This window comes from Staphylococcus sp. AtHG25 (genome assembly GCF_003217445.1).
In the GTDB taxonomy this organism is placed as follows: Bacteria; Bacillota; Bacilli; order Staphylococcales; family Staphylococcaceae; genus Staphylococcus; species Staphylococcus haemolyticus.
This window is the reverse complement of the sequence record NZ_QJSN01000004.1, coordinates 165,872-191,912: the sequence shown is the minus strand read 5'-3', so window position 1 is coordinate 191,912 and position 26,041 is coordinate 165,872. Positions and strand designations below refer to the sequence as shown.

Below are 26,041 nucleotides of genomic sequence, written 5' to 3'. Positions count from 1 at the left end.
AAATTGTGGCTAAAGTCATATTGATTGATGACCATCATATTGTAAGACAAGGATTGGAATTCCTTTTATCGACGGTGGCTGATTTGGAAGTTTTGGCAAGCTTATCGGATGGTCAATCTTTAATTAATTATTTAAATGAACATGATATACCAGATATCATCCTTCTTGATTTGGTAATGCCTGAAATGAATGGTATTGAAGTGACAGAATACGTGAAACGTCATTTCCCTGATATTAAAGTATTGGTATTAACAAGTTATGTAGATGATGAACATGTTATTTCAGCTATTAATAAAGGGGCAGATGGATATGAAATGAAGGATGTTGAGCCTCAAAAATTAATTCAAACGATACATGACGTTTTAAATAATAAACGGATTATTCATCCAGAAGCACAAAGTGTAATAGACACCGTATCTTCAAAACCACATAATACTAATAAGCTATCTAAACGAGAAATAGAAGTATTAGCTGAAATGGTAAAAGGTAAAACGAACAAAGAAATTGCAAATACGTTATTCGTTTCTGAAAAAACAATAAAAACACATGTTAGTCATATATTTAATAAGTTAAGTGTAACAGACCGTACACAAGCAGCAATTTATGCTATTGAAAATAAACTTGTATAGAGTGTAATATAATAAATCGTTAAAGAGCTAGGAATGAAAATACAATTAAAATGTAAAGGATTATTAGAAGTGAGTTAGCAAATAAATTAATTTAATTATTTTGATAATTTCGCCATTAATAAAATTGTATACAAAAACAAAAATTCCTCTTTTCATTTTATTGAAAATATATTAAGATGTAATTTGTGTTTCAAGAAATGTGTATTATTGCAATTTCTTGTGTCCGGATAAATTAACCCCTATTAGAAAGGTAGAGAATAAAATATGGATAGACAGAGTTTCACAGATTTAATTCAAACAAAATTTAAAATGGTAAGAATTGAAGCGGGCTATACGCAAGATACTATGGCTCAAACAATTGGCCTTTCAAAAAAAACATTAGTTCAAATTGAGAAAGAACGTGTGTTACCAAACTGGACAACATGTGTTTCAATTTGTGCATTATTCAGAGATTCAGATGTTTTAAATAATACGTTCGGTTGTGATCCTTTAGAAATTGTTCAAACTATTTCACGTAATCATTGTGCATATCCAAATCATTCAACAACTAGTGATATTTATTGGAATACTATCGAAACACGTAATGGTTTTATGTTACAAAGTAATAAAGTAAGCAACATATATAGAGTATTAAATTCAGAAAAGCAACCTATCTTTGGCACTTCAAAATTAAGAGAAGCTGAAACATACTTTAACAGAAATGCTAAAGAGGAATTAATGCACGTTTAATAATAGTTAAAATATTATGATTTAATATGAAAGTGATAGAAGAATCACACCAGATTTAATCACTTTTAATTTATATACATTCAAGGTATGTGGTTATTACATATGGCGAACATAATGTTTTGAGACTACATAGCTTAATTGTAAAACTGATTGAACCGAGATTATTCTTATATCAAGAAATTCTCAGCTTAAGTTTAACTTGATATTAATTAAAAGACGAGCCTAAGATGTTTGATATCGCGGCTCGATTTTTTTATTTCAAAACATTTCTGCATTTTCAATTTTAATGCAAAGTAAAATTAAGGAACCATATATTACAAAGTGATATAATCATCATATTGTGAAAATAATTTTTAAGGAGAAATCGAGATGCAAGCTTTTTTTGTTATCCTATTTATGGTAGTAGTAGGGGCTGTAATTGGAGGCATAACAAATGTAATTGCAATAAGAATGTTATTCCATCCATTTAAACCATATTATATATTCAAGATGCGTATACCATTTACACCTGGTCTAATTCCTAAAAGAAGGGAAGAAATTGCTACTAAGATAGGTCAAGTGATTGAAGAACATTTGATAACAGAGTCAGTTATATATCAAAAGTTAAATGAACCAAATACTCGTGAAGCAATCAATGATTTAGTAATAAAGCAATTGTCTAAACTAAAAAGTGACGATGCTACAATACGAAAGTTTGCAAATCAATTTGATTTTGATCTTGATGACCTCATTAACAATAAGCTAGATAAAACCATAATAAATAAATTGAATAATTATTACTATGATAAACAGGCAACATCAATTAATGAAATTCTTCCTGCAGAAGTAATAACAATGGTTGATGAAAAATTAGACCAAGCAGGAGATTTAATTCGAGAACGTGCACGTAATTATCTTTCTTCAGATAAAGGTGCTAGAGATATTTACGATATGCTAGATACATTTTTTACTGAAAAAGGTAAAATTGTTGGATTATTACAAATGTTTATGACTAAAGAAAGTATTGCTGAACGTGTTCAACATGAATTAATACGTTTAACAAGACACCCTAAAGCAAAAGTTATTATTGACAAAGTGATTCGAGATGAATATGAAACATTAAAATCTCAATCTTTAAGTCATGTTGTTAAAGAAGACCAATTTACAAATATAAGTGAATCCTTGGTGCATTTAATCATGACAAATTTACAATTAAATGAAAAAATGGATACTCCAATCAGTAGGTTAACACCAAAATTAGTTGATCAAATTCAAGTAGGAGTTGCTAATACAATTACTGATTTAATAATTAAACAAGCATCTAATCATTTATCACCGATAATGACAAAAATAAATTTACGTCAGATGGTTGAAAATCAAATTAATACCTTTGACTTAGATTATATTGAAAGATTAATTATTGAAATCGCTAATAAAGAGTTAAAACTTATCATGTCATTAGGTTTTATTTTGGGTGGTATTATAGGATTCTTCCAAGGTATAGTCGCAATCTTTGTCTAACTATAAATAATATGTTATGGTAATAAAGAGTTGTCAAAATTACTTTTCACTAAGGAGTGCAAACAAACATGGCAGTAAATTTATATGATTATGCAAATCAACTAGAACAAGCATTAAGAGATAGTGATGAATATAAAGCTATTAAAGATGCTTTCTCTAAAGTTAAAGATAATGAAGAATCAAAAAAATTATTCGATGAGTTCCGTGAAACTCAATTAAGTTTCCAACAAAAACAAATGCAAGGTGAAGAAATTCCTGAAGAAGATTTAGCAAAAGCTCAAGAACAAGCTCAAGCAATTGAAAAAGATGAAAATATTTCTGAATTAATGCAAGCTGAGCAAAAAATGAGCCAAGTATTCCAAGAAATTAACCAAATCATTGTTAAACCTTTAGATGAAATTTACGCTGACTAATTGTTAGCACAATAAGCTACAAAACTTTCAATTGAAAGCTTTGTAGCTTTTTTAATATATAAGTTCATCGACCCAAATAAATAAGTTATGGTAAAATATAGGAATACATAAAGATAAACGAAGATGCAATTAAGGAGCTAATTTCAATGATAAAATTTATTCACTGTGCAGATTTACATCTCGACAGCCCCTTTAAATCTAAAAGTCATTTGGCGCCATCAATTTTTGAAGATGTTCAAAACAGTGCTTATGAAAGCTTTAAGAAGATTGTCGATACAGCATTAAAAGAAGAAGTTGATTTTGTTCTCATCGTTGGAGATTTATTTGATAGTGAGAATCGTACGTTGCGTGCTGAAGTATTCTTGAAAGAACAATTTAAGCGATTAGAAAAAGAACAAATTTTCGTTTACATAAGTCATGGTAATCATGATCCACTTACTGAAAAAATTACTAATGATTGGCCAGATAATGTTTCGGTCTTCTCAAATAGAGTAGAAACATATCAAGCTATCACAAAAGATGGAGAGACAATTTTTGTTCATGGTTTTAGTTATCAACATGATACAAGTTATGAAAATAAAATTGATGAGTATCCATCTAGCCAAGGTAAAAAAGGTATTCATATTGGAATGTTACACGGTACTTATAGTAAATCTTCAACTAAAAATCGCTATACTGAATTTATTTTAGAAGATTTGAATCAAAAACTATATCATTATTGGGCACTTGGCCATATTCATGAAAGACAAGAATTAAGTGATATGCCTCCAATTTACTATCCTGGAAACATTCAAGGACGTCATTTTGGTGAGCAAGGACCTAAGGGATGTTTATTGGTTGAAGGTGACCATTTACGATTAAACGCTACTTTTATTCCAACGCAACAAATTAGATTTGAAGAAGCTACTATCAATACTGACAAACTTACAAAACAAGGTATCTATGAAGCAATTCAATCCTTCAAAGAAAGCGTACGTTCTGATGGAAAGGCTTTTTATAGATTAACTGTAAATGTTGACAGTGATAGACCCATATCTTCACAAGACATTAGTCAAATTAAAGAAATGATTGATGACTATGAAGAAAATGAACATCACTTCGTAATCATAGAAACGCTCACATTTAATTATATCCAAATGGATGAAGTACCTCTTGTAAGAGAATTTTCAGCTGATTTAATCAAAGATAATAAAGTGTTTGAAGAGGCGATGACTGAATTATATTTAAACCCTAGAGCATCCAAATATTTAGAAGATTATACTGAGTTTGACACTGTTGAACTTGTTAATCGCGCTGAGAACATTTTAAAGGCAGACATGAGAGGTGAAAGTGATGATCATTAAATCTTTAGAGATCTATGGCTATGGTCAATTTGTGCATCGCAAAATAGAGTTCAACCGTGAATTTACGGAAATTTTCGGTGAGAATGAAGCTGGTAAATCAACGATTCAAGCTTTCATACATTCTATACTTTTTGGCTTTCCAATGAAAAAAGAAAAAGAACCTCGACTTGAACCACGTATGGGTAACCAGTATGGGGGAAAACTTACGCTTATACTAGATGACCAATCAGAGATCGTAGTAGAGAGAGTTAAAGGTAGCATTTCAGGTGATGTAAAAGTTCACTTAGAAAATGGTTTGATTCGAGACGAAGCTTGGCTCAAGAAAAAATTAAATTACATTTCTAAGAAAACTTATCAAGGTATATTCTCGTTTAATGTGCTTGGATTACAAGATATTCACCGTAACTTAGATGAGGACCAGTTACAAAGTTATTTACTTGAAGCAGGTGCATTAGGTTCTTCTGAGTTCACAATGATGAATAAAATGGTCAGTCAAAAGAAAACCACGCTTTATAAAAAGGCTGGAAAAAACCCAATACTCAATCAACAGCTCGATGAATTGAAAAACCTTGAAGCCCAAATAAGAGAAGAAGAGTCTAAGTTAGATGACTATCATCGTTTAGTTGATGATAGAGATAAATCACAACGTCATTTGGAACATTTAAAAGCCAATCTAAACCAATTATCAAAAATGCATGAAAGTAAACAAAAGCAACTTGCTATTCATGAACAAGCCCAAGAATGGAAAGATTTAGAGCAAAAACTTAATATTGAGCCATTAAGTTTTCCGGAAAAAGGGATCGAGCGTTATGAAACAGCTTCAAATTACAAACAATCTCTAGCTAGAGATATAAGTTTGCGTGAAGAGAAATTAAAACAATTAGAGAATGAATTTAATGCAATTCCTGCTTTGAACGAAGATACAGCTAATCATATTTATCATTTAACGCGTGATGAAAATGAAATTCAACAAGCTGAAATGAAATCTTCTTCACTTAAGCAAGAAATTGATGATTACGAGCGTAAAGAAGCTGATTTGAAAACAAGTATTGGTTGGCAAGAAGTTTATCACAATACAGATACCTCTGAATCTATGAAGAATTATGTTAGTGAAATTATCAAGACGCGAAATGAACAAAAAGTGTTAAAACAACAAGTTGAAAGAGCTATTGATGAAAATCAAATTGAACAAAATACGCTATCTCAGGAAATAAAAAACTTGGAAAAAGATTTAGTTTCTGAAGATTCACTGGATAAAAAGAAACAATATAATCAACAAAAGTTAGAACTACATGAGAAAGAGAATCTGTATAACAAACTTAAAGATACTTTTAATTCTGATAAAGAAAGAAAGCAAAAGCGAAATTGGTGGCTTAGATTAAGTTTTATAGTGTTATCTATAGTTGGTCTGGGTTTAACACTATTCTCATTTGTGACACAAAATTTAATTTTCGGAGTTATATTTGCAATCTTAACTGTCATATTTATTGTTGGTACTTTCTTGGTTAAGACAAAAGAAATTGATTACAGTGAATCAATTAGTGAAGAAATTAATGATTTGGAACAACAAATTAATGATTTGGAATCTAATTACGATTTAAACTTCGACTTAGATCAACAATTTCAACTTCGTGAACGTTGGAGTAATGCAAGTAACAATAAAAGAGTATTAGCTAATAAATTAAATCATCAAGAAAATTTACTGACAAAAACAGAACAACAAATCAATGACTTAACTCAAAAATTAAATGCAGTTAAAGAAAATGTGAAAGTACCTAATGAAATGACAGATGATTTATTACTAGATAGCTTTAAAACTATGAATCAACTTAAATCAAATGACAGTTACCGCAGTAAATTATTAGATCAACATCAACAAGTAAATCAGAAATTGACGCATTTTTATGATAATGCGCTTAAAAATACTGGAAATGAAATCACACCATTTAATAAAGTTTCACTATTTAATGATATGAAGAGCTGGATTTCTAAATACGAAAGTAATAAAGAGAAGAAAGAACAACTTAAAAGTCAAATTGAGTTATTAAGTAATGAATTGAAACAATTAAAAGAACAATTAGAAGAAAATGAAAAAACTATTAATACATTATTTACTTATATCAATGTTTCAAGTGAAGAAGCATTTTATCAATCTTACGAGCAATATCAATTGTATCACCAACAACTTGCAAGATTTAATGATTTAACTGCATATCTCGAAAATCAAAATTTCTCTTATGAAGATAGTTCGAATTTGAGCGAAAAAACAACTGCTCAATTGGAAGAAGAAGATGCGCTTCTTGCTAAACAAGTTGATGCATATAACGATCAGTATTTAGATAAACAAACTGAAGTTAGTGACTTAACCGCTCAAATTAATTACATGGAGACAGATAAAACATTATCTAAGTTAAGACATGATTATTATAACTTGAAGAATAGAATGAATGATTTAGCTAAAGATTGGGCTAGTTTAAGTTACTTAGAAGCATTAATAAATGAACATATTAAGCAAATTAAAGATAAACGATTACCTCAAGTTATAAATGAAGCTGTAAATATATTTACGGATCTGACACAAAGGAATTACAATATGATAACTTATGAAAATGATACAATAATGGTTAAACACAATAATGGCCAAATGTATCATCCACTTGAACTAAGTCAATCAACGAAAGAATTATTATATATTGCACTTAGAATTAGTTTGATTAAGATTTTAAGACCTTATTATCCATTTCCAATAATTATTGATGATGCTTTTGTTCATTTTGATAAACAAAGAAAATCAATGATGTTAAACTATTTAAGAGAATTAGCCAAAGATTATCAAGTGTTATACTTCACTTGTATGAAAGATGCTGCAATTCCTTCTAAAGAGATGCTAATTTTAAATAAACTAGAGGAAGGCGGAAAACGATGAGAAATGTAGAAAAGCTAAATCCAGGAGATTCGGTTGAAAATTTCTTCTTAATTCATAGAGCTACACAAGGTGTTACTGCTCAAGGAAAAGACTATATGACTTTATTCTTACAAGACAAAAGTGGTGATATTGAAGCCAAACTATGGACTGTTAGTAAAGAAGATATGCAGATTCTTCAACCCGAAACAATTGTTTGGGTTAAAGGCGACGTGATTAATTATCGAGGTCGTAAACAGATGAAAGTCAATCAGTTTAGATTAGCTAAACCAGAAGACGGATTTAAGACTCAAGATTTCGTTGATGGTGCACCTTTATCTCCGGATGAAATCCAAGAAAACATTTCACACTATATATTAGATATTGAAAATGCTAATTTACAACGTATAACACGTCATTTATTGAAAAAATATCAAGATAAATTCTTTACGTATCCTGCAGCAAGTTCACACCATCATAATTTTGCAAGTGGATTAAGTTATCACGTACTTACAATGCTAGAAATAGCTAAGTCATTATGCAACATTTATCCATTGTTAAACCGTAGTTTGTTGTATAGTTCAATTATTTTGCATGATTTAGGTAAAGTAAGGGAATTAAGTGGTCCAGTGGCTACAACATATACAGTTGAAGGTAATTTGCTAGGACATATATCAATTGCAAGTGATGAAGTGGCGGAAGCGGCGAAAGAGTTAGGAATTGATGGTGAAGAAGTGATGTTACTTCGTCATATGATTTTAGCACATCACGGAAAAATGGAATTTGGATCACCTAAGTTACCACATTTAAAAGAAGCAGAAATATTATTCTTTATTGACAATATCGATGCGAAAATGAATATGTTTGAAAAAGCATTTAAGAAAACCGATAAAGGTCAATTTACTGAACGAATTTTTGGTATGGAAAATAGACAGTTTTACAATCCAGAAAAATTAGACTAATTAAAAAGCGTTTTTACCTTACAATGTCAATTATTGTATAGACATTGTAGTGGGTAAAAACGCTTGTTTTATACAATTTTGAACACGTGAAAGGGAGCAAGTCTTAATTCTTAACGAATTGATCGACTTGCTCCCTTACTATTTAATGTTATTACTATGAAAATTATGAAGATAAACCTGATGCAGCTGAAGAACTATCTGAAGATGACTGTTGTTGTTTAAGTTTCTCAGGATTTAAAATAGTGTTTTCTACAGCTTTCTTGATATCACTGTCTTTATAATCTACATCATATTCTTTCAATAAATCTTTATACGCATTTGTTAAAATCTTAGGATCTTTTTGTACCTTTTGTTCGATTAGTTTGGCTTTAAGTTTAGATGTTTGTTTATCAAAATCATTCTCTTTATCGGCTTTAATGACATGGTAACCATAGTCCGTTTTAACCACATCTGAAACTTGACCTTCTTTTAGTTTAAATAGTGCTTTTTCAAATTTACTTACCATTTGTCCTTTAACTACATAACCTAGAGAACCATCTTTTTTGGCACTTGAAGAATCCATAGATTCTTTCTTAGCGATTTCTCCAAATTTATCTGGGTTCTTTTCAACTTCTTTTTGAATTTTTTCAGCTTTCTCTTTAGCTTTTTTGTCTGATAAACCTTCTTTATCACTGCTGCTTGATTTAACTTTTATTAAAATATGAGAAGCTTTTTTAGTGTTTTCTTTAAGTTCTTTGTCTGACACTTTAACTTTATCAGCTAATAATTGTTTTTGATATGAGGCAAGTTTTTTCTGTTCTTTATAATCATCTAAAGACATACCTTGTTGTTTAAGCATACTTTCAAATTGATCTTTGCCACCATATTGTTTTTGTTCTTTTTTAATTTCATCATCGATATCTTTTGTATCGACTTTATCTTTATATTTATCAGCTAGAATTTTATTCAACGCAATGCTAAATGACGTACTAGCAATTTGTTCGTCACCAATTTTATTCATTACATCTTTTACTTTTACATCTCCAGCTTTAGAAGAGATTAATGTATTACTTTCTGAATCTGTTGCATTTGAACCGCATGCACCTAAAAGTAAAGCACTCGCAGTTACTGGAACAATTAATTTATTCATAATTTTCATAGTTGATAGCTCCTTTTACATTAATAACAACGTTACTATAACATATTATGAAAACATCACCAATTAGAAACAGGCTAGATACTGCCAAAGTATGAGATTAAGTAGGGCTTAAGTATTAAAAAAGTATCGAACTTGAGGCATAACATATGTTTCAAGCTCGATACTATGATACTTAATGAAAAGATTGATATGGCACTTTGTTTAATATATTTATACCTGTTTGATGCTCCTCAATAAAATGACCTTCATTTGAAAAAAAAATAATCTTAAGATATAAAAAATCCATTACAGATATGCCAAAATTTAACGCAAGCAAAAACATAAAATAGTGTCCGTATTGCGGAAAGTGCATCGTTAGAAAAATCAAAAATATAGTTATTAAAATAAAAGGTAAAATTAAATTAATACAAAAGTATATCTTATGTACAGGCGTACTTACATACGTATTAAAATAGGGTAACCAACGTTTTTTGTTTAATTTATGAATTCTAAATGAATTAACATAAGGTAAGAAAAAGAGAAGGTGTAATGCTTTATGGATAGGGTACATAAGTGCAACAAATATTAATAAGATAACAAAATGTCGATCTGATAAAGGTGTATTTACAAAATAATACATTATTTCATAACTAATTAAAAATGCGATGACTGTAATAGTAAAACTTAAAAATGCAATTCTTGGTACACCAAATCGTGCATGAATATCAATTTGACGTTTACATAGAAACATACTGACACCTCTTAATAGGTCTTATTTATATACGCTACGTATTATCTAACTATCAGTAACAACAGTCAAGCCAATTTTGGCATTATTAAAGAGAGTAGCGAAATATTCATAATGATTTCAACGCCACTCCCGTATCACAGTTTGTTCTAATGATTAAACTTTATTTATTATCTTTTGAAAAAGTATTACTTATTTCTTCGCCACGATTTTGTAGATTTTCAATGTGTGATTGTAATTTTTCGATATTAGGATTAATATCAGATTTAAAATCACCAATTAGTGTTTTAAATTCATCTCCAATTTCGCTACCATATGAGACACCATCATTTTTTACTTGCTTACTATAATCAATAATGTTAAAGAAATTACGTTTAAGTGACTCAATTTCACGTTCTAATTCAGAGCGAGACCCAGTAGGTTTTTTAGAATCAATCGTGTTATTCTTTACGCTTTGATCATCACGGTTTAACCAAGAAACAGCAATTCCAGATGCTACTCCCGCAGTAATACCAAATAATACGCGTGATATTTTCATGTTCTATTCTCCTCACTTATAATGTCGTTAACGGATAATAATAGAATAAGAAATGAAATAAATTTCAGATTCTACAACAATCATATTTCGACAAGTTAATTATAATTGTATACTACCCTAAAATGACATTCAATATGCAGAATTAATCAAATTGCGCTTTGATTTGATCAGCGATAGCTTGTTTTTGTTCATCATTAATTTCGTTCTCATGTGTTTCCCAATGGTATCCGAAACCGTCGATATCATTTTCGTATCGTGGTAAGAAATGGAAATGAATATGGAATACTGATTGATCTGCGAACTCACCATTATTTTGTATGATATTTAGACCATCAGGATTAAAAGCTTTCTTAATTGCATTAGCGACTTTAGGTAAAGCGGTACCAATATGTGCCATTGTCTCTTCGTCAGTTTCAAAAATATTTGGTGACGCTTTTTTAGGAATTAATAATGTATGACCTTTAGTCACTTGTGAAATATCTAAAAATGCATAAACAAAGTCATCTTCATAAACTTTAAAGCTTGGAATCTCTCCAGATAAAATTTTACTAAATACAGTTTCAGCCATTTGAATGCACTCCTTTTACGTATTTATAGCTTATTATAGCATTTGTAAAATAAAATTTCGTTAGTGAAGTAAATGTAATTTTAGTAGTTAAAAGCTAATTTTGGTACAATGTTATTCATGGAGGTGCCTTATGACAGTAAAAGTTGAACATTTAACAGGTGGTTATGGGAAACGTCCTGTTATTGAAGATATAAATTTTGAATTAAAAGCAGGGGAAATTGTTGGTTTAATTGGATTAAATGGTGCAGGCAAAAGCACAACTATTAAACATATGCTAGGTTTATTAACGCCAACTGAGGGTAATCTCTCTATATCAAATACAGAAATTACAGATGACATCGAAGTTTATCGAAAAAAGTTATCTTATATACCTGAATCACCAATTATATATGAAGAATTAACATTAGAAGAGCATATTGCGATGACTGCAATGGCATATCAATTGAGTAAAGAAGAAGCAATGAAACGTGCAAGACCTTTACTTAAAACATTTAGATTAGAGAATGAATTAAAGGTCTTTCCTAGTCATTTCTCTAAAGGTATGAAACAAAAGGTGATGATAATATGTGCGTTCATTGTTAATCCAGAATTATATATTATTGACGAACCATTTTTAGGCCTTGATCCACTAGGGATTCAATCTATGTTGGATTTAATGGTAGAAAAGAAAAATGAAGGACGTACTGTTTTAATGAGTACGCATATTTTGGCAACTGCAGAACGTTATTGTGATCGATTTATTATTTTAGATAAAGGTAGAGTGGTTGCTTTCGGTGATTTAGAGGAGCTACGTAAACAAACTGGATTAAGTGGTCACACACTTGATGACATCTATATACATGTCACACAAGGTGGTCAAGAAAATGGATAATTCAGCTACTTCATTATTTAAATCTAGATTGAACACCATTCAAAAAGAGAAGCGTTATTATAATAAATTTATTTTTAATGGCCATTTTTCAGTATTTTTATTAATTTTATTGGGAGCATTTATATTAGGTTATGGTCAATGGTTGCAACATATACCTAAACATATAGATTATGCGTTATGTGCTAGTATAATATTAGCTGTAACATCTATCTTTCCAATACGAACATTTTTAAAAGATGCAGATAGAATATTTTTATTGCCTTTTGAAAAACATATGAAAAATTATATGAACCTAAGCATTCGCTACAGCTATTTTAATAGAATAGCGATACAACTAGTAATACTCATTATCTTGTTTCCATTATTTTCTAAATTAGATGGTGATTTCATAACACCATTTATCATCTTGAGTATTTTAACATTGATACACCCATGGATTGGATTGAAAGTGAGATGGCAATGGTATCAACTAAAGCAATCAAGTTGGAGTATAAGTTTAATTTTATTTTTGATTAATTTAGTAACATATGACTTAATATTGGGTTACCAAATGTACTGGGGAGTTATCTTTACGTTTATATTACTTGGTGGAATGTTAGCGTTACCTAAATTAAATCGAGTTAATTTATATCCATGGGAGCGAATGATAGGTATTGAAGAAAGACACCATACAAATTATTATAAATTCGTAAATATGTTTACGGATGTTAAACATTTAAAAGAGTCTGCAGTTAGACGTAGATATTTAGATTTCTTATTACCTACACCTAAAGGCCGGAAATTTAATTCTAGAAATATGTATTTATATCTATTTACACGTAGCTTTGTAAGAGGTAGAGATGCTTTTAGTATTATATTTAGACTGATTGTCATTGCATTAGTGCTAATGATTTGGCTATCGTTTCCTATTGTTTCAGCAATTATTGGATGTCTGTTCATGTACATTACATTATTGCAAATGTCTCAATTTTATACGCAACAAGCTTATGGATTATGGCCTCAAGTTTGGCCAGTACCAGATGTCGAAGTGATTAAAGGTTATGAAAAATTTCTTTATCGTTTAATGTTAATTATAGGATTAATTTTTTCAATTGCATTTATCAGTATATACCCACAATATTTCTTTTTCGCTCTAATCTTCTTTATAGTAGGGTGGTTAACGATTAGAAGCACAATTAAGAAGTTACAATATCAAGAATCACTACTTAAAGATTAAAAAGGTTGCCTATAACTAGAACAAGCAAAACTACATCTAGTTAAAAGGCAACCTTTTTATTATTCCTTGATTGGATATAAATATCTCTCAAAGTAGCTAGAATGTTGGCTACTAGAACCAAAATAATGTCTTAATGCATCTTTTGAAAAATAATCCTTAAATGTATCTGTTTCTTTAAAATCTTCGTAAGTTTGGCGATTAGCAAAACCAAAATAAACTTTGTAAGTTGTTCCTTGAACAGGCTTTAAAAAACGATAACTTTTAAAACCGGCAAACTTATCGAAATTTAATTCCAAATTTGCAATACGTTTTTCTAATTGATGAACATGATCATCAGAAGAAGGGATAAATATTGCTGAGTAAAAATGTGTTTGATCTAAGTCATTAATAGAATTAACAGTTGTGTAAACAGTGGGATGTTTTAAAATTGATTTTTCATCTGATTCTTCAATAATTACAGAAGAATCATTTGTTGAAAATAAAAATAGATTACTATTAGTATTATTTGTTCGGATTTGATTTAAGTAACCATAAGTCCCATAAGTTGTATATATGTTCATGACTCATACCTCCTTTATTGTTTATATTATACGATTAATTAATGATACTAGCTATAATAATTGTATGTATTGTTTAAATATTTTAAAAATCCATTTAGTCTTATTGAGGGATATTTTTAAGCATATAAATATACTATAATTATGTTTAATAAATTATTATAATTTAGTGAATTGAAATGTACATTTATGCTTTGTCTTTTTTATGACATTTAAGTGTAGATAAACGATAATTATATCAGCATATGATATTATAGATAAGAATGATTTTAATTTAGGAGGACTATAAGGTGCATAATAAAAATAATACAATTTTACAAACAATTAAAGGTGAAAAAACATCTCATACACCTGTATGGTTTATGCGCCAAGCTGGCCGTTCACAACCAGAATATCGAAAATTAAAAGAGAAATATTCTCTTTTCGACATCACACATCAACCTGAATTATGTGCTTATGTAACTCAATTACCAGTTGATAATTATAATACTGATGCAGCAGTTTTATATAAAGATATAATGACACCTTTGAAACCAATTGGTGTTGATGTTGATATTAAATCAGGTATTGGACCAGTCATTAGCAATCCAATTAAATCTGTATCTGATGTAGATAAATTAACACAAATTGATCCCAAACGTGATGTACCGTACGTACTCGAAACAATTCAATTGCTAACACAAGAGAAATTGAATGTACCATTAATTGGGTTTACAGGTGCGCCATTTACATTAGCTTCTTATATGATTGAGGGCGGTCCATCAAAAAATTATAATTATACTAAAGCAATGATGTATGGAGATGAGGCAACATGGTTTGCCTTAATGAATCATCTCGTACAAGTATCAATTGACTATGTGGTTGCTCAGGTTGAAGCGGGCGCAGAGCTGATTCAAATTTTCGACTCATGGGTTGGAGCTTTAAATGTTAAAGATTATCGCTATTATATTAAACCTTCAATGGATAAGTTAATTAATGGAATTAAAGCTAAATATGATGTTCCTGTCATAATGTTTGGAGTGGGTGCAAGCCATCTAATTAATGAATGGAATGACTTAGCAATAGATGTCCTAGGATTAGATTGGCGTACGTCTATCTCATCAGCTACACAAATGGGTGTTAATAAAACGTTACAGGGTAATTTAGATCCTTCATTGTTACTTGCGCCTTGGGACGTAATAGAGCATAGAGTACGTGAAATTCTGGACGAGGGTATGGAAAGAGGTAAACACATTTTTAATTTAGGACACGGTGTTTTTCCTGAAGTACAACCTGATACATTAAAGCGAGTTACTCAATTTGTTCATGATTATACAAGTAAATAATATTAAGAATACAAAGATTAAGGAAGGTTTTATTTAATGACTAAGACAGTAGGTTTATTAGTTATGGCATATGGAACACCATATAAAGAGAGTGATATTGAAGCATATTATACAGATATTAGACATGGTAAGAGACCAACTGATGAGGAATTACAAGATTTAAAAGACCGATATGAATTTATTGGTGGTCTTTCTCCTTTAGCTGGCACTACTGATCGTCAAGCTGAAGCATTAAAAGATGCTTTAAATCAAGTTTATGAAGATGTGGAATATAAATTGTATTTAGGTCTAAAGCATATTTCTCCATATATTGAAGAAGCTGTAGAAAAAATGTATAAAGATGGTATTAAAGAAGCGGTTACTGTTGTTTTAGCACCACATTATTCTAGTTTCTCAGTTGGATCATACAATAAACGTGCAAAAGAGGAAGCCAATAAATACGATATTGCTTTACATCATGTTGAACATTATTATCACCAACCTAAATTTATTGAGTATTGGACTAATAAAATCAATGAAACTTTAGAGCAAATTCCTCAAGATGAACATGATGAGACAATCTTAGTTGTATCAGCTCATAGTTTGCCTAAAGGTTTAATTGAAAAAAATAATGATCCATACCCTGATGAATTAAAAGATACAATGAATCGTTTACAAACATCTTCAAATATTAAACACGTTGCTCAAGGCTGGCAGTCTGAGGGTAACACAGGTACACCTTGGTTAGGACCCGATGTACAAGATTTAACAAGAACGTTGTACAACGAATATCAATATAAACACTTTATCTACACGCCTGTAGGTTTTGTATGTGAGCATTTAGAAGTACTGTATGATAATGATTATGAATGTAAAGTTGTGTGTGATGAGATAGGAGCAAATTACTATCGTCCAACAATGCCTAACACGGATCCATTATTTATTAATGCTATCGTGGATGAAATAAAAACAGTTTTTTAATAAAGGAAGGGACTCAATGTGAGTAAAAAAGTTGCAATTATTGGTGCAGGTATAACTGGCCTCTCAAGCGCATATTATTTAAAACATTATAAACCAGATATAGATGTAACCATTTTTGAAGCGACAAATCGACCAGGTGGAAAGATACAGACGTATCGTAAAGATGGATATACTATTGAACTAGGCCCTGAATCTTATCTTGGACGAAAAACAATCATGACTGATATAGCAAAAGATATTGGACTTGAAGATGATTTAATTACTAATGAAACAGGTCAGTCATACATTTTCGCAAAAAATAAATTGTATCCTATACCAGGTGGTTCGATTATGGGCATCCCAACTGATATTAAACCTTTTTTAAAAACAAGACTTATTTCACCAATAGGTAAGCTAAGAGCGGGACTAGATTTGGTAATACCCCCAATAAAAATTGAGGATGATATATCAGTTGGAGCGTTTTTTAGAAGACGATTAGGAAATGAAGTGCTTGAAAATTTAATAGAACCCCTCATGGGTGGTATTTATGGTACTGATATAGATCGATTAAGTTTAATGAGTACATTTCCTAATTTTAAAGAACAAGAGGAGAAGTATGGTAGTTTAATCAAAGGTATGCAACACGAAAAGGCTGAACGAATTAAACAACGTCAATTATACCCTGGTGCCCCTAAAGGTCAGTTTAGACAATTTCGTCACGGATTAAGTTCATTTATTGAAGCATTAACTAAAAATGTACAAGATAAAGGCGTAAAGATGAAATATCAAACACATGTAGAAGATATCATTATTAACAATGACAATTATGAAATAGCAACTGATCAATACAGTGAACAATTTGATGGTATTTTAATTACTACGCCTCATCAAACATTTATGAAATGGTTCAATCACGATCAAGCTTTTAAATACTTTAACGAGATGGATTCTACTTCAGTTGCAACGGTTGTATTTGCATTTGATGAGAAGAATATTGAAAACACATATAACGGTACTGGTTTTGTCATCGCGAGAACAAGTAATACTAATATTACAGCTTGTACTTGGACTAGTAAAAAATGGCCTTTTACTACACCGCAAGGAAAAGTTTTAATTAGAGCATATGTAGGTAAACCAGGTGATACAGTTGTTGAAGATCATACTGATGAAGAAATTGCGACTATCGCACGTCGTGATTTAAATAAAATGATGACTTTTCATGGAGATCCGGATTTTACAATTGTTAATCGTTTGACTAAAAGCATGCCTCAATATCACATTGGTCATATTAGTCAAATAAGAAAAATTCAACAACACGTTAAAAATAATTATTCTGCACTCAGAATCACAGGAGCACCATTTGAAGCGGTTGGGCTTCCAGATTGTATTCAACAAGGTAAAAATGCTGTGGAAGAATTGCTTGATGAAATATAATAATTTAAACACTTTTTTTGAGGTGAATTTGCCTCTTTAAAAGTGTTTTGTTATATAAATTGAGAATTATTATTTAGTTTAAGGAGGTAAAAATATTAATGACTAATGTAATTATAGTTCATTCACAATTAGGAAATTCTCATAACCACTGGTATAAGTGGTTGCAACATAATTTAGAACTAGAAGGTTATGATGTTCAATTATTTCATTTAGATGAAAGTAAGAATGATAATATAGACAATTGGGTCTTCGAATTAAATCAACAAATTGAACTTTTATCTAAAGATACTTATTTTGTCACTCATGGGTATGGTTCATTGGCTACTTTGAAATACATTGAAGGTCTATCAATTTATGAACCATTTGAGGGGTTCTTCAGTATAGCAGGATTTAAAGAAGATGCGAAGAAAATAGACGATTCAATAAAAGTAGGGGAGTTTAATGTTGATTATGACTTAATTAAAACTAAAGTTAATCACTTTTATGGACTAGCTTCAAAAGATGATTCTTATGTTTCTTACATAGAAACTCAAAACTTAATTGACGAATTAGGTGGTAAGACTAAAATTGTTGATGAAGGTGGACATTTCTTAGAAGAAGAAGGCTTTGTATCTTTTACTGAATTACAAGAAAAAATGCAACATTACATGACTAAATAATAAAACATGTGATTTAATTATTAATACGTTCAATATTTAAACTAATTTAAGTAGGGAGTTAAAGCTACCTACTTTTTATTATTATTAAGGTTGATAATTAAATATAGAGATACTTTCAAGTGCAATTAGATATCCAATAGGTATCTTTAATTAAAATATTTTAAATGTAGCGTTTTTTTACACAAAATAGTTTGCAATACTTATTGACTAAGTTAATGATACTATATATACTAATAAAGTATTCGAAAAGGCGATGACTATTAGACAATTGTCGCATTTCAATATGAAGATTCAATTAAATGAATGTAAAATTTATTTAAAATTAATATTGACATCAGACAATATAAAATGATATAGTTATTAAGTACTGATTTTTGAGACGTAAATAATATTAGCGCGGGATGGAGCAGTTCGGTAGCTCGTCGGGCTCATAACCCGAAGGTCGGTGGTTCAAATCCGCCTCCCGCAATACATAGTTTTAATAGGTCTCGTAGTGTAGCGGTTAACACGCCTGCCTGTCACGCAGGAGATCGCGGGTTCGATTCCCGTCGAGACCGCCATTACTTATTACGGTTCAGTAGCTCAGTTGGTAGAGCAATGGATTGAAGCTCCATGTGTCGGCAGTTCGATTCTGTCCTGAACCATTCAATCATTTTGGCGGTTGTGGCGAAGTGGTTAACGCATCGGATTGTGGTTCCGACATTCGAGGGTTCGATTCCCTTCAACCGCCCCATAATCGTTTACTACGCGGGTGTAGTTTAATGGCAAAACCTCAGCCTTCCAAGCTGATGTTGTGGGTTCGATTCCCATCACCCGCTCCATCATATTATTCCGCAGTAGCTCAGTGGTAGAGCTATCGGCTGTTAACCGATCGGTCGTAGGTTCGAATCCTACCTGCGGAGCCATGGCTCCTTGGTCAAGCGGTTAAGACACCGCCCTTTCACGGCGGTAACACGGGTTCGAGTCCCGTAGGAGTCATACAAACAGAAGTGAAATATCGCTTCTGTTTTTTTATGTAATTTAGTTATTAATATTGAGGAGAACTGTCCGAGTCTGGCCGAAGGAGCACGCCTGGAAAGTGTGTAAGCGCTATAAGCGCTTCAAGGGTTCGAATCCCTTGTTCTCCATAATAAAAGCTTATCACAATATGTTGTAGAGTGGGCAAGTGTCAAAGAAGTGCCTAGAAAGTAAAATTTCTGGCACGTTGATCTTGCTTTTTTTATTGTTGAAATTGTGATGAAAAGCAACTTTTTAATGAAGTGCGTGGGTAAAACTAGATTTTAGAATTAATAATAAAAAATATCTTTTAATATTATATTAAGCTCAACATAATGCGTTTAGTTTATAAACGAAATACATTGAATTTCGAGGGTTTAGAATGAAAATTTCAAAATAAACAGAAAAAGTAGCTAGAGTAGTGGATACGCTAGCTCTTTTCTCATATCATATTAATATTTAAGAGTATTAAAAAAATAGATAAAAGGAATAAACAAGTTCAGTTTTTAATCATGTTGGTGTCATTCAACTATTAGATTATGGATCGAGATAAGAAAATTTAAGAATAATTAGATCTTCATATTTAAATTATTATATAAATATATTATAATATTCATAAATCAACGACAATGCGTGGAACTTATAAAACGAAATGCATTGAAACCAGTAGCCTGCCTGCTATGAGGCTAGGGAATAATTGAATATCATAGGCTTATTTGAGTTTAAAGTGGTAATCATCACTTTAAACTCTTTTTTAATTTAAAAAATAAAGCCAATTCATTATTTAATGATTGAAATTTTCCAAAATGTCAATTTGTAATAAACTAATATCACTGAAATATGCTGCTTCTTAAACACAACCAATGCTAACTAACTAAATTATCGTTATAATTATAATGTATTTATATGGAGGAATGAACAGTGGATTTTTGGTTAAAAGAGCAAAGTATTAAAAATAGAGATAAGATAGCAGTTACAGATGGAAATCATTCTATAACTTTTAAGGAATTGTATGATAGAGCATTTTCAATATCTGAACAAATTCTTTCTTTAAATAATAATAGAGTAGGATTGTATATTAAAAACGATATTGCGTCTATCACACTGATTAACGCTTGTTGGTTAGCTAATGTTGAAATAGCAATGATAAACACGCGATTAACAGAAACTGAAATGATAAATCAAATGAATTCCATTAATGTATCAACAATATTAACGACGCAACCATTTCACTTGTCGGATTTTAATGTAATACATATATCTGAAATAGAACAATATTCAAAACGTATCAATAATCAAACATGTAATTATGATCGAATTGCTTCAATTATGTTTACATCTGGAACGACAGGTCCTCAAAAAGCAGTACCACAAACCTTTAAAAATCATTATGCAAGTGCAATTGGGTGTAAAGAAAGTTTAGGATATGATGAAACCACTAAATGGTTATCTGTTTTACCGATATATCATATTTCAGGTCTTAGTGTTTTATTACGTTCTATAATTGAGGGCTTTACGGTACGTATATTGGAAAAATATAATACACAAACGATGTTATCGATCATTAAGGAAGAAGGACCTACCCATATATCACTAGTGCCACAAACGCTTAAATGGCTTATGGATGCAGGATTAAACCAACCGTTCTCAATTGAGAAAATTTTACTTGGAGGTGCCAAATTATCATCTACATTAATTGATGAAGCCCTAAATTATCAGTTACCGATATACAATTCATTTGGAATGACAGAAACGTGTTCTCAATTTCTAACTGCTACACCCGAGATGCTTGCACAACGGTATGATACTGTTGGCAAACCAAGCGAAAACGTTAATGTACGTATTAAACATCCAAATAGTGAAGGTCATGGCGAACTTCTCATAAAAGGGAATAATGTAATGAACGGTTATTTATATCCAGCAGGGTTGAGCGATACTTTTGAGGATGGATACTTTAAGACTGGTGATATAGCAGAAATTGATGAGGAAGGATTTGTGATGGTTTATGATCGTCGCAAAGATTTAATCATAAGTGGTGGGGAAAATATTTATCCTTATGAGATTGAATCAATTGCTAAAACACACTCAGATATTAATGACGCTGTATGTGTAGCGCAAGAGGATGCGACATGGGGTCAAATACCAGTACTATATTATGTTTCAGATGATACAATTCCAGAAATAGAATTAACTAAATATTTGAAAACGTATTTGGCAAAATATAAAGTACCCAAAGCCTTTCATCAGGTTGAAAGTTTACCATACACTTCTACAGGTAAATTACAACGCAACAAAATGATTAATAAAGGACAATAATATGAGGATTAAAGCAGTAAATTTTTATCTTTACAATCATGAATTTAGAGATCCAATTGTAACTCCCAAAGTTAAAATGACATACCGAAAAGCACTTATTGTTGAAATTTTAAGTGAAGATGATCAATCTTTTTTTGGAGAGTGCAATGCTTTTGAAACAAATTGGTACAACGAAGAAACGATTGAAACTGTACAAGAAATACTTTCACAATGGTCAGAAAGTATTGTTAAAAAGTCTGTTCATAAATATGAAGATTGGAAACCATATTTAGATATACTTGACAATTATCCCACAGCGAGAAGTACTGTAGTTATGGCGATTTATCAGATGTATCATGATTTACCGAAGTTTAAAGTAGCGTATGGTGCAACGATAAGTGGCATAAGTGCACAACAACTTGAGTATTTAAAACAAACTCAACCCAAACGTATAAAGTTGAAATGGACAAGTCAACTGAATGATGACATCTCACTTTTAGATGACATATTGCCTTATGATTTTGAATTAGCATTAGATGCTAATGAGTCACTAGATGTTTCTGATTTTCAAAAATTAGAATCTATAAATGACCAAAATATACTTTATATAGAAGAACCATTTAAATCGCTTTCTTCAACTTTACACATTGATCATACGCAATACCCTGCAATTGCACTCGATGAAAAAGCTACTGATATCAATAGTATTATCTCAATTGTTAACCAATTCCCGGTTAAAGTAGTGATTGTTAAACCATTTAGAATGGGTGGTCTTGATAGAGTACAATCATTGATTCGTGAATTGAAATCAATTGATATTAAAGTGGTTATAGGTGGAATGTACGAATATGGACTAAGTCGTTACTTTACTGCATTATTAGCTCGAGAAGGTGATTATCCTGGGGATGTAACCCCAGATGGTTATTATTTTACTGACGATTTCACGCAAGGTGTCGGTAAATTAAAAGAGGGGATGATTTCATTTCACCCCCCTCAAATCGATAAATCAAAATTACTTAAATTAAATTAGTGTCTATGTTTATCCTTTTTTAAAGGAACTGGATCAAACCCACCTTTATGTAGTGGATGACATTTAAGAATGCGACGTATTCCCATGTAGCCGCCTTTGAGTGGGCCGTAAACTTCAATCGCTTCTCGTGTATATTCTGAACACGTAGGATAAAATCGGCATGTGGGTGGTGTCATAGGTGAAATATAGCGTTGATATATATGGATTATTCCAAGAAATATTTTTTTTAACATTATAGGCCTCCAACAAGTAATACGATTATAAATAAGTTTAACATATTGAAGGGAGTAGTATGGAACATGGAGTTTCTAGATAAAGATAATAGACGTGTCACAATGTGTTACAAAACGAACAACGATCATCCAGATGGTAATCATGTTTTAGCTATTCCGTTATATCAGAGTCAGTTACTATTTACCCATCATAAATTACGTGGCATCGAGTTTCCGGGTGGTAAGGTTGAAAAAGGAGAAGAAAGCTTACAAGCTATCAAGAGAGAGCTTTTTGAAGAAACAGGAGGCATACCTGAAACGATAGATTATATTGCTCAATATCAGGTTCATACATTCGATAACTCAATTTTCAAAAAAGATGTATATATCGTGAAGGTTAAATCATTTAAAGAGAAAAGTGATTATTTAGAAACGAGAGGGCCATTATTATTTGATAATATTAATTCTATTCCATTAGATAAACAAAGTTATTTAATACAAGATAATGCAATTCTTAAATGTGTCGAGAGGATGATAGAACTTGGATATTATCGCGACTAAGAAAATGCCTATAGCATCAAAAACGCACCAATTCGATGAAATTACTTATAAAGTTGATGGCTTAAAAGTAAAAGCATTACAAATGTGTCCATTAACGAAGACAGTAAAAAGAATCGTAGTATATTTGCGAGGAGGTAAGGGACAAGTCGGACGTGTACGTGCAGCAAGACTAATGCAGTTTGCAAATGATAATACCTTAGTTGTAGGTCCTTATTATAGAGGAAGTAATGGAAGTGAAGGTAGAGATGAGTTTGCTAACGCTGATTTAAAAGATGTTACCTATCTCATAAAGATACTTAAACAACGATTTCCTAATGCATATTTACACATGATTGGTTTTTCAAGAGGTGGAATACAAGGACTACTTACATATCAAGATTACCCAGTCGATAGTTACATCATCTGGGGTGGTGTATCAAGTATGCACTTGATGTATGAAGAACGTACTGATTTAAGGGGGATGTTGCGTCGAATGGTAGGACATCCCTCCAAAAATAAAGAATCTTATGACCAAAGAGATGCGATAAAACTTATTGATTCTAATAGTCCACCAATTTTAATTGTTCATGGTGGCAAGGATAAACAAGTAGGTATTCATCATGCCAATTACTTGGAAGAACAATTGAAATTAAAAGGTGTTGTTCACGATACATTTTATCAGCTTGATGAAGGGCATGTACCTAGACCACAAGCAATGAAATTAGCGCTCGATTATGTGCATCAATGGATGACGAAATGTGAAGAAATATAATAAGACAATGTATAAGGGTTCAGTACAGTATGCCTTATACATTATCTTTTTAATAAATATTTAATTATTTGTTAAAGCCACCAGTGTTAGCAATTTCTTCAACTTCTGGACCGAATTTCTTGAAGTTTTCTTCAAAACGTTGGATTAAGTCATCCGCTTGAGCGCGATATTTATCAGAATCACTCCAAGCATTAATTGGATTAAGTATTGTTTTTGGAACATCTTCCATTTCAGTAGGAATACTTAAACCGAATTTCTCATCTTTTGTAAACTCTGCATTTTTCAATTTACCTTTAATTGCTTGATCTACCATATAACGAGTATAATGTAAACTAATACGTCTACCTACGCCGTATTTACCACCAGTCCAGCCAGTGTTAACTAAATATACATCAACCTCATGTTTATCTATTAGCTCACCTAATAAATCTGCATATTTAATAGGATTAAGTGGTAAGAAAGGTGCACCAAAACAAGTTGAGAATGATGGTTCTGGTTCAGTAACACCACGCTCAGTTCCAGCTAATTTAGAAGTGAAACCACTTAAGAAATGGTACATCGCTTGAGATTTAGTTAATTTAGCAATGGGTGGAAGTACACCAAATGCGTCAGCAGTTAAGAAAATTATTGTATTAGGATGTGCTGCTTTAGATGGTAATACAATGTTATCAATGTGATGAATTGGATAAGCAGCACGTGTATTTTCAGTATATGAATTATCATCGAAATCAACAACACCACGCTCGTTAACCACAGTATTCTCTAATATAGTACCGTATTGAATCGCGTTATAAATTTGAGGTTCTTTTTCTTTAGAAAGGTTGATTGCTTTTGCGTAACAACCACCTTCAATATTGAAAATACCATTTTTATTCCAACCGTGTTCATCATCACCAATCAATTTTCTATCAGGTGCTGCTGATAAAGTTGTTTTACCTGTACCTGATAATCCGAAGAATAAGGCTACATCTCCTTTATCTCCAACATTCGCAGAACAATGCATACTCATAATATCTTGCATTGGAAGTAAATAGTTCATTACTGAGAAGATACCTTTTTTCATCTCACCAGCATACTCTGTACCACCAATTAAAATGGTTTTATGTTTGAATGAAATGATAACAAAAGTTTCAGATTTAGTTCCATCAACTTCAGGATCAGCTTTAAAGTGAGGTGCTGAAACAATTGTGAAGTTAGGTTTTATATTACTAGCTTCTTCTTTAGAATCTGGGCGGATAAACATGTTTTGAGCAAAAAGGTTGTGCCATGCAAGTTCATTGATAACTGTAAGTTTCAATTGTGTGTCTTTGTCACTACCTGCATAACCATTAAAAACGTAAAGTTCGTCTTTTTTATCAAGATAGTCTAAAACTTTAGAGTAGAGATTTAAGAAAGTTTCTTCATCGATAGGTTGGTTGATATCTCCCCAATGAATATTATCTTTATAAGAAGGTTCTGTAACAATGAATTTATCTTTAGGTGAACGTCCAGTGTATTTACCTGTGCTCGCATTGATAGCACCAAGTTCAGTTAATTCTCCTTCATTATTATCCATAATTTTGTAATAAAGTTGAGTTGTTGAAAGCTGAAAAAGAGAGCTTTCTTTTTCCAATAATTTTTTAATTTTAGGTGTTTCGCCGTATGTATCTACTGACATACCCAATCCCTCCAGCGTGTGTTATAGAAATTCAATATTGTAAGCCTTTACATTAAAATAGTATAACATAATGCCGTAATTATTCCACC

General features: G+C 31.2%; 24 protein-coding genes and 8 tRNA genes. 25 read left to right on the top strand and 7 right to left on the bottom strand.

The window, feature by feature from the left end:
• The first annotated feature begins 5 nt into the window (after nt 1-5).
• The 7 genes from BDW31_RS05080 to yhaM all read left to right on the top strand — a co-directional run bounded on the left by BDW31_RS05080 (nt 6) and on the right by yhaM (nt 8,478).
• Nucleotides 6-629 (top strand): response regulator, encoded by a 624-nt coding sequence (locus BDW31_RS05080; protein ID WP_085060650.1) that lies wholly within the window; start codon nt 6-8, stop codon nt 627-629.
• 264 nt (nt 630-893) lie between these two features.
• Complete coding sequence (xdrA, locus tag BDW31_RS05075; RefSeq protein ID WP_011275416.1) at nt 894-1,358, top strand: XRE family transcriptional regulator XdrA; 465 nt, start codon at nt 894-896, stop codon at nt 1,356-1,358.
• Nucleotides 1,359-1,727: 369 nt separating this feature from the next.
• Nucleotides 1,728-2,858, top strand: coding sequence for a DUF445 domain-containing protein (locus tag BDW31_RS05070; protein ID WP_110709282.1), 1,131 nt, complete (start codon nt 1,728-1,730; stop codon nt 2,856-2,858).
• A 68-nt stretch (nt 2,859-2,926) separates the two neighbouring features.
• Entirely contained in the window at nt 2,927-3,271 is a 345-nt protein-coding gene (locus tag BDW31_RS05065; protein WP_011275418.1) for a YlbF/YmcA family competence regulator, read from the top strand.
• Nucleotides 3,272-3,417: 146 nt separating this feature from the next.
• Complete coding sequence (locus BDW31_RS05060) at nt 3,418-4,614, top strand: metallophosphoesterase family protein (RefSeq protein WP_085060651.1); 1,197 nt, start codon at nt 3,418-3,420, stop codon at nt 4,612-4,614.
• Complete coding sequence (locus BDW31_RS05055) at nt 4,604-7,540, top strand: ATP-binding protein (protein ID WP_110709281.1); 2,937 nt, start codon at nt 4,604-4,606, stop codon at nt 7,538-7,540. The genes BDW31_RS05060 and BDW31_RS05055 overlap by 11 nt, the downstream gene beginning before the upstream one ends.
• The gene (gene yhaM / locus BDW31_RS05050; RefSeq protein WP_037552205.1) at nt 7,537-8,478 is read left to right on the top strand and encodes a 3'-5' exoribonuclease YhaM; all 942 of its coding nucleotides are present in this window, start codon (nt 7,537-7,539) and stop codon (nt 8,476-8,478) included. Before BDW31_RS05055 ends, yhaM begins: the two co-directional genes overlap by 4 nt.
• Nucleotides 8,479-8,641: 163 nt before the next feature.
• Here yhaM and prsA read toward each other — a convergent pair whose 3' ends face one another.
• The 4 genes from prsA to BDW31_RS05030 form a co-directional block, all read right to left on the bottom strand.
• Nucleotides 8,642-9,616 carry a peptidylprolyl isomerase PrsA gene (prsA, locus tag BDW31_RS05045; RefSeq protein WP_037552208.1) on the bottom strand — a complete coding sequence of 325 codons (975 nt, stop codon included), beginning with the start codon at nt 9,614-9,616 and terminating at the stop codon, nt 8,642-8,644.
• A 172-nt stretch (nt 9,617-9,788) separates the two neighbouring features.
• Nucleotides 9,789-10,346 carry a DUF3267 domain-containing protein gene (locus BDW31_RS05040; protein WP_110709279.1) on the bottom strand — a complete coding sequence of 186 codons (558 nt, stop codon included), beginning with the start codon at nt 10,344-10,346 and terminating at the stop codon, nt 9,789-9,791.
• Nucleotides 10,347-10,506: 160 nt separating this feature from the next.
• Nucleotides 10,507-10,881, bottom strand: a complete 375-nt coding sequence (locus BDW31_RS05035; protein ID WP_110709277.1) for a YtxH domain-containing protein — start codon at nt 10,879-10,881, stop codon at nt 10,507-10,509.
• A gap of 142 nt (nt 10,882-11,023) precedes the next feature.
• A complete protein-coding gene (locus BDW31_RS05030; RefSeq protein ID WP_037552213.1) occupies nt 11,024-11,449 on the bottom strand; it encodes an HIT family protein in 426 nt (141 codons plus the stop codon).
• A gap of 130 nt (nt 11,450-11,579) precedes the next feature.
• Between BDW31_RS05030 and ecsA the strand changes: the two genes are divergently transcribed.
• Nucleotides 11,580-12,320, top strand: coding sequence for an ABC transporter ATP-binding protein EcsA (gene ecsA, locus BDW31_RS05025; RefSeq protein WP_037538621.1), 741 nt, complete (start codon nt 11,580-11,582; stop codon nt 12,318-12,320).
• On the top strand, nt 12,313-13,536 hold the full coding sequence (ecsB, locus tag BDW31_RS05020) for an ABC transporter permease EcsB (RefSeq protein ID WP_110709275.1): 1,224 nt from the start codon (nt 12,313-12,315) through the stop codon (nt 13,534-13,536). The genes ecsA and ecsB overlap by 8 nt, the downstream gene beginning before the upstream one ends.
• A gap of 59 nt (nt 13,537-13,595) precedes the next feature.
• Here the strand turns inward: ecsB and BDW31_RS05015 are convergent, their stop codons facing one another.
• On the bottom strand, nt 13,596-14,096 hold the full coding sequence (locus tag BDW31_RS05015; RefSeq protein ID WP_110709273.1) for a signal transduction protein TRAP: 501 nt from the start codon (nt 14,094-14,096) through the stop codon (nt 13,596-13,598).
• A 287-nt stretch (nt 14,097-14,383) separates the two neighbouring features.
• On the opposite strand from BDW31_RS05015, the gene hemE reads away from it, so the two are divergent.
• The 14 genes from hemE (at nt 14,384) to menC (ending at nt 22,771) form a co-directional block, all read left to right on the top strand.
• A complete protein-coding gene (gene hemE, locus BDW31_RS05010; protein WP_053026964.1) occupies nt 14,384-15,418 on the top strand; it encodes a uroporphyrinogen decarboxylase in 1,035 nt (344 codons plus the stop codon).
• Nucleotides 15,419-15,454: 36 nt separating this feature from the next.
• Nucleotides 15,455-16,378, top strand: coding sequence for a ferrochelatase (gene hemH, locus BDW31_RS05005; protein WP_053026963.1), 924 nt, complete (start codon nt 15,455-15,457; stop codon nt 16,376-16,378).
• A gap of 18 nt (nt 16,379-16,396) precedes the next feature.
• Nucleotides 16,397-17,791, top strand: coding sequence for a protoporphyrinogen oxidase (hemY, locus tag BDW31_RS05000; RefSeq protein WP_037552228.1), 1,395 nt, complete (start codon nt 16,397-16,399; stop codon nt 17,789-17,791).
• A gap of 98 nt (nt 17,792-17,889) precedes the next feature.
• The gene (locus tag BDW31_RS04995) at nt 17,890-18,450 is read left to right on the top strand and encodes an RBBP9/YdeN family alpha/beta hydrolase (RefSeq protein ID WP_037552231.1); all 561 of its coding nucleotides are present in this window, start codon (nt 17,890-17,892) and stop codon (nt 18,448-18,450) included.
• A 395-nt stretch (nt 18,451-18,845) separates the two neighbouring features.
• A tRNA-Met gene (locus BDW31_RS04990) sits at nt 18,846-18,919 on the top strand.
• A 15-nt stretch (nt 18,920-18,934) separates the two neighbouring features.
• Nucleotides 18,935-19,010, top strand: a tRNA-Asp gene (locus BDW31_RS04985).
• Nucleotides 19,011-19,021: 11 nt separating this feature from the next.
• Nucleotides 19,022-19,094: transfer RNA gene (locus tag BDW31_RS04980), tRNA-Phe, on the top strand.
• 13 nt (nt 19,095-19,107) lie between these two features.
• Nucleotides 19,108-19,183: transfer RNA gene (locus tag BDW31_RS04975), tRNA-His, on the top strand.
• Nucleotides 19,184-19,197: 14 nt separating this feature from the next.
• Nucleotides 19,198-19,271 (top strand) — tRNA-Gly (locus BDW31_RS04970).
• 9 nt (nt 19,272-19,280) lie between these two features.
• Nucleotides 19,281-19,355, top strand: a tRNA-Asn gene (locus BDW31_RS04965).
• A 1-nt stretch (nt 19,356) separates the two neighbouring features.
• Nucleotides 19,357-19,428 (top strand) — tRNA-Glu (locus BDW31_RS04960).
• A 59-nt stretch (nt 19,429-19,487) separates the two neighbouring features.
• Nucleotides 19,488-19,577 (top strand) — tRNA-Ser (locus BDW31_RS04955).
• A gap of 790 nt (nt 19,578-20,367) precedes the next feature.
• Complete coding sequence (gene menE / locus BDW31_RS04950) at nt 20,368-21,762, top strand: o-succinylbenzoate--CoA ligase (protein ID WP_085060657.1); 1,395 nt, start codon at nt 20,368-20,370, stop codon at nt 21,760-21,762.
• Between the two features lies 1 nt (nt 21,763).
• Nucleotides 21,764-22,771 (top strand): o-succinylbenzoate synthase, encoded by a 1,008-nt coding sequence (menC, locus tag BDW31_RS04945; RefSeq protein ID WP_037552237.1) that lies wholly within the window; start codon nt 21,764-21,766, stop codon nt 22,769-22,771.
• Here menC and yidD read toward each other — a convergent pair.
• On the bottom strand, nt 22,768-23,004 hold the full coding sequence (yidD, locus tag BDW31_RS04940) for a membrane protein insertion efficiency factor YidD (RefSeq protein WP_085060658.1): 237 nt from the start codon (nt 23,002-23,004) through the stop codon (nt 22,768-22,770). The two genes, menC and yidD, sit on opposite strands and share 4 nt — an antisense overlap.
• Before the next feature lie 66 nt (nt 23,005-23,070).
• Here yidD and ytkD point away from each other — a divergent pair, with 66 nt between their 5' ends.
• Nucleotides 23,071-23,544, top strand: a complete 474-nt coding sequence (ytkD, locus tag BDW31_RS04935; protein WP_053025186.1) for an RNA deprotection pyrophosphohydrolase — start codon at nt 23,071-23,073, stop codon at nt 23,542-23,544.
• Nucleotides 23,525-24,295, top strand: coding sequence for an alpha/beta hydrolase family protein (locus tag BDW31_RS04930; protein WP_085060659.1), 771 nt, complete (start codon nt 23,525-23,527; stop codon nt 24,293-24,295). Before ytkD ends, BDW31_RS04930 begins: the two co-directional genes overlap by 20 nt.
• A 64-nt stretch (nt 24,296-24,359) precedes the next feature.
• Here BDW31_RS04930 and pckA read toward each other — a convergent pair whose 3' ends face one another.
• Nucleotides 24,360-25,952 (bottom strand): phosphoenolpyruvate carboxykinase (ATP), encoded by a 1,593-nt coding sequence (pckA, locus tag BDW31_RS04925; protein WP_037552246.1) that lies wholly within the window; start codon nt 25,950-25,952, stop codon nt 24,360-24,362.
• Nucleotides 25,953-26,041: the final 89 nt, after the last annotated feature.